This window comes from Rugamonas sp. FW305-51 (assembly GCF_058786935.1).
In genome coordinates this window covers 1-1,843 of sequence record NZ_JBYSZG010000105.1, presented here as the reverse complement: position 1 = coordinate 1,843, position 1,843 = coordinate 1, and the positions used below count along the sequence as shown (strand labels likewise).

Sequence of the window (1,843 nt, the reverse complement as noted above, 5' to 3'; positions counted from 1 at the left end):
CCGATATTATTCGCCAAGTATGGCGCGATTTATATCAGCTGATCCATTAGGACTTATCGCGGGGATGAACTCTTACGGCTATGTGTCAGGGGATCCAATTAGCCGAATCGACCCGCTCGGTCTCTCAGACATCGTTTATTACGATTCCGGTACGTTCGCGAATACGATCTTTCTTTATGACCGCGACGGGTTTTTTGTTTCGGGGGCTGCGGCAGCAAATAACGCCCAAAGGTCGAGTAGAGGCCCTTGGCCTGAAGGCACCTATCCATTTGGATATAACACTACACATAGTGATGATGCACCCAATAGCCCGTATGGCTCAAATGGTAATAGCGTTTTTACGGTCCCTGGTTGCGTCGGCTGCGGCGTACATTCAGGTAGAGCAACGAGTACGGATCTCGCCGGAAGATCGGGAGTAAATTACTCAACCAATGGATGCATTAGAACAACTGACGATTTCACGAAAACCATGCGGGACTTAGAGGGCAAAAACGACCCAATACGTACATTGACGGTTCATCGGTAGGAGGCAAAATGTTCAGAACAATAGCACTATATTTTTTCTTGCTGATTCAGGCTGCCAACGTCTGTGCCACGCAAGAAAAAATATGCACACAAGCCGAAGCCATGGCTGCCGAAATTGAGGCATCAACACTTAAGAGCTGGTCTGCTCTTTACAAGTCATTCAAACGATACGCGCAATGCGATGATGCGGCAATTTCTGAAGGCTACAGCGCTACTGTAGCACGACTTCTGTCCGCTGACTGGACGCATTTTGGGAACCTCCGACAATATGCGGTCGCAGACAAGGCTTTTGAGGTCTTTGTCCTTAAGCATATTGACGAAACCTGGTCAACTGACGATGCAATTGTTGTTCGCCAAAATATTGATAGACACTGTCGGAGCAAAGTAAGAGGTTTGTGCCGCCACATCTTGAATTCATTAAATGTCGCGGAGAGCGCACGTGCATTAGAATCTAGCTCAACCTTGGAGAGAGACGTTTCAGTCAAACATTAGGGTAGAACGATCCCAGGGGTCGAGGCAATCCCCTAATGTATGTGGTTTCGATTGATCTAGATAGGATTGATTGGTTGTCCAATTCCGGACCGCTGTATAGAAATTGGGGCGGAAAAGATTTCCCCGGGGGGGGCGCCCAGAAATTACACTTGTCGCGCCATCCCATGGGTTGCGCGAGTTAATAATTTATTCGGAAACATCTTCCGCAATTTTTACCAAAAAAACGTTGGTGAGATCAATAATAAAGGAAATCTATTCACTTATTCGAGTTTCGAACAATTCAAAGCATGTGGCCTTTAGACATAAGAGCGATTTCTCTATGGGGGCGGTTCGTGTTATTCGGATTTCTGATGGGAAAGAAATCTATGTCTCTCGTCAGGCGCCAATTAAGAACTGGTTCTTTTTAGATTAAAATATTTACAAAAAAATATGCAGTAATTTTTTCGGCAACCCGATTGGTTTGATTGATTCAACAGGTTTATTATGGCTGGCTATATTTTTTTGACGGCATACAATGCGACCCCGGCCGGCCGGATTTCAACGATGACCTACGACGGCGCCGACCTGGCGACAGTCACCGATGGCATCGGAAACATGCAACGTTATTTCACCGATTCGGCGGGGCGGATGCTCGCCGCCACGAACGCGCTGGGTGCAAGCTCCATCCTGGCCTACGATGCGTTCGACCGCGTGAAATCCATCACCGACCCGCTCACCGGCGTCACTTCGACCACTTACGACCCCAATAACAACGTGACGCAGGTGAGCGACGCCAGGGGAGCTATCCATGCGTTCACATTCGATGCGCGCAATGCCGTCCAGTCCT

The 1,843-nt window shown here is 48.2% G+C and carries 3 protein-coding genes; all 3 read left to right on the top strand.

Annotation, left to right across the window (positions count from 1 at the left end):
- On the top strand, nt 1–526 hold a 526-nt coding region (locus AC3WOS_RS28460; RefSeq protein ID WP_492720681.1), incomplete at its 5' end, for an RHS repeat-associated core domain-containing protein.
- An 8-nt stretch (nt 527–534) separates the two neighbouring features.
- Complete coding sequence (locus AC3WOS_RS28455) at nt 535–1,017, top strand: hypothetical protein (RefSeq protein WP_492720680.1); 483 nt, start codon at nt 535–537, stop codon at nt 1,015–1,017.
- A 543-nt stretch (nt 1,018–1,560) separates the two neighbouring features.
- The coding region (locus AC3WOS_RS28450) for an RHS repeat domain-containing protein (RefSeq protein ID WP_492720678.1) at nt 1,561–1,843 on the top strand (283 nt) is incomplete at its 3' end.